Source organism: Serratia proteamaculans, assembly GCF_004684015.1.
Classification (GTDB): Bacteria; Pseudomonadota; Gammaproteobacteria; order Enterobacterales; family Enterobacteriaceae; genus Serratia; species Serratia proteamaculans_F.
This window is the reverse complement of sequence record NZ_SRIA01000034.1, coordinates 1-222: the sequence shown is the minus strand read 5'-3', so window position 1 is coordinate 222 and position 222 is coordinate 1. Positions and strand designations below refer to the sequence as shown.

Genomic DNA, 222 nt, shown 5'->3' with positions numbered 1-222 from the left:
GTGGTTCGCTATGTGAACTGCGCATCACACTGGGAGACACGGAGGTAGCCGCCATTTTGGCTTACGAAACCGAAGGGTAAGGCAACCCAATGGCGGGGTTCGCCCCGCCTGTTGGTTGTTGGCGACGGATCCATGAGCACCCTTCCCCTCAGCCAGACTCACAACTCCACGTCATCGGCGTATTTCGTCAGCATTCAGTTCAAACCTGCGTAGCGCTCCGCA

Annotated in this window: 1 protein-coding gene; it reads left to right on the top strand. The window is 57.7% G+C overall.

Features of this window, described 5'->3' with window-relative positions:
- The coding region (locus tag E5C26_RS24925) for a Hok/Gef family protein (protein WP_135318573.1) at positions 1–80 on the top strand (80 nt) is incomplete at its 5' end.
- Positions 81–222 lie beyond the last annotated feature (142 nt).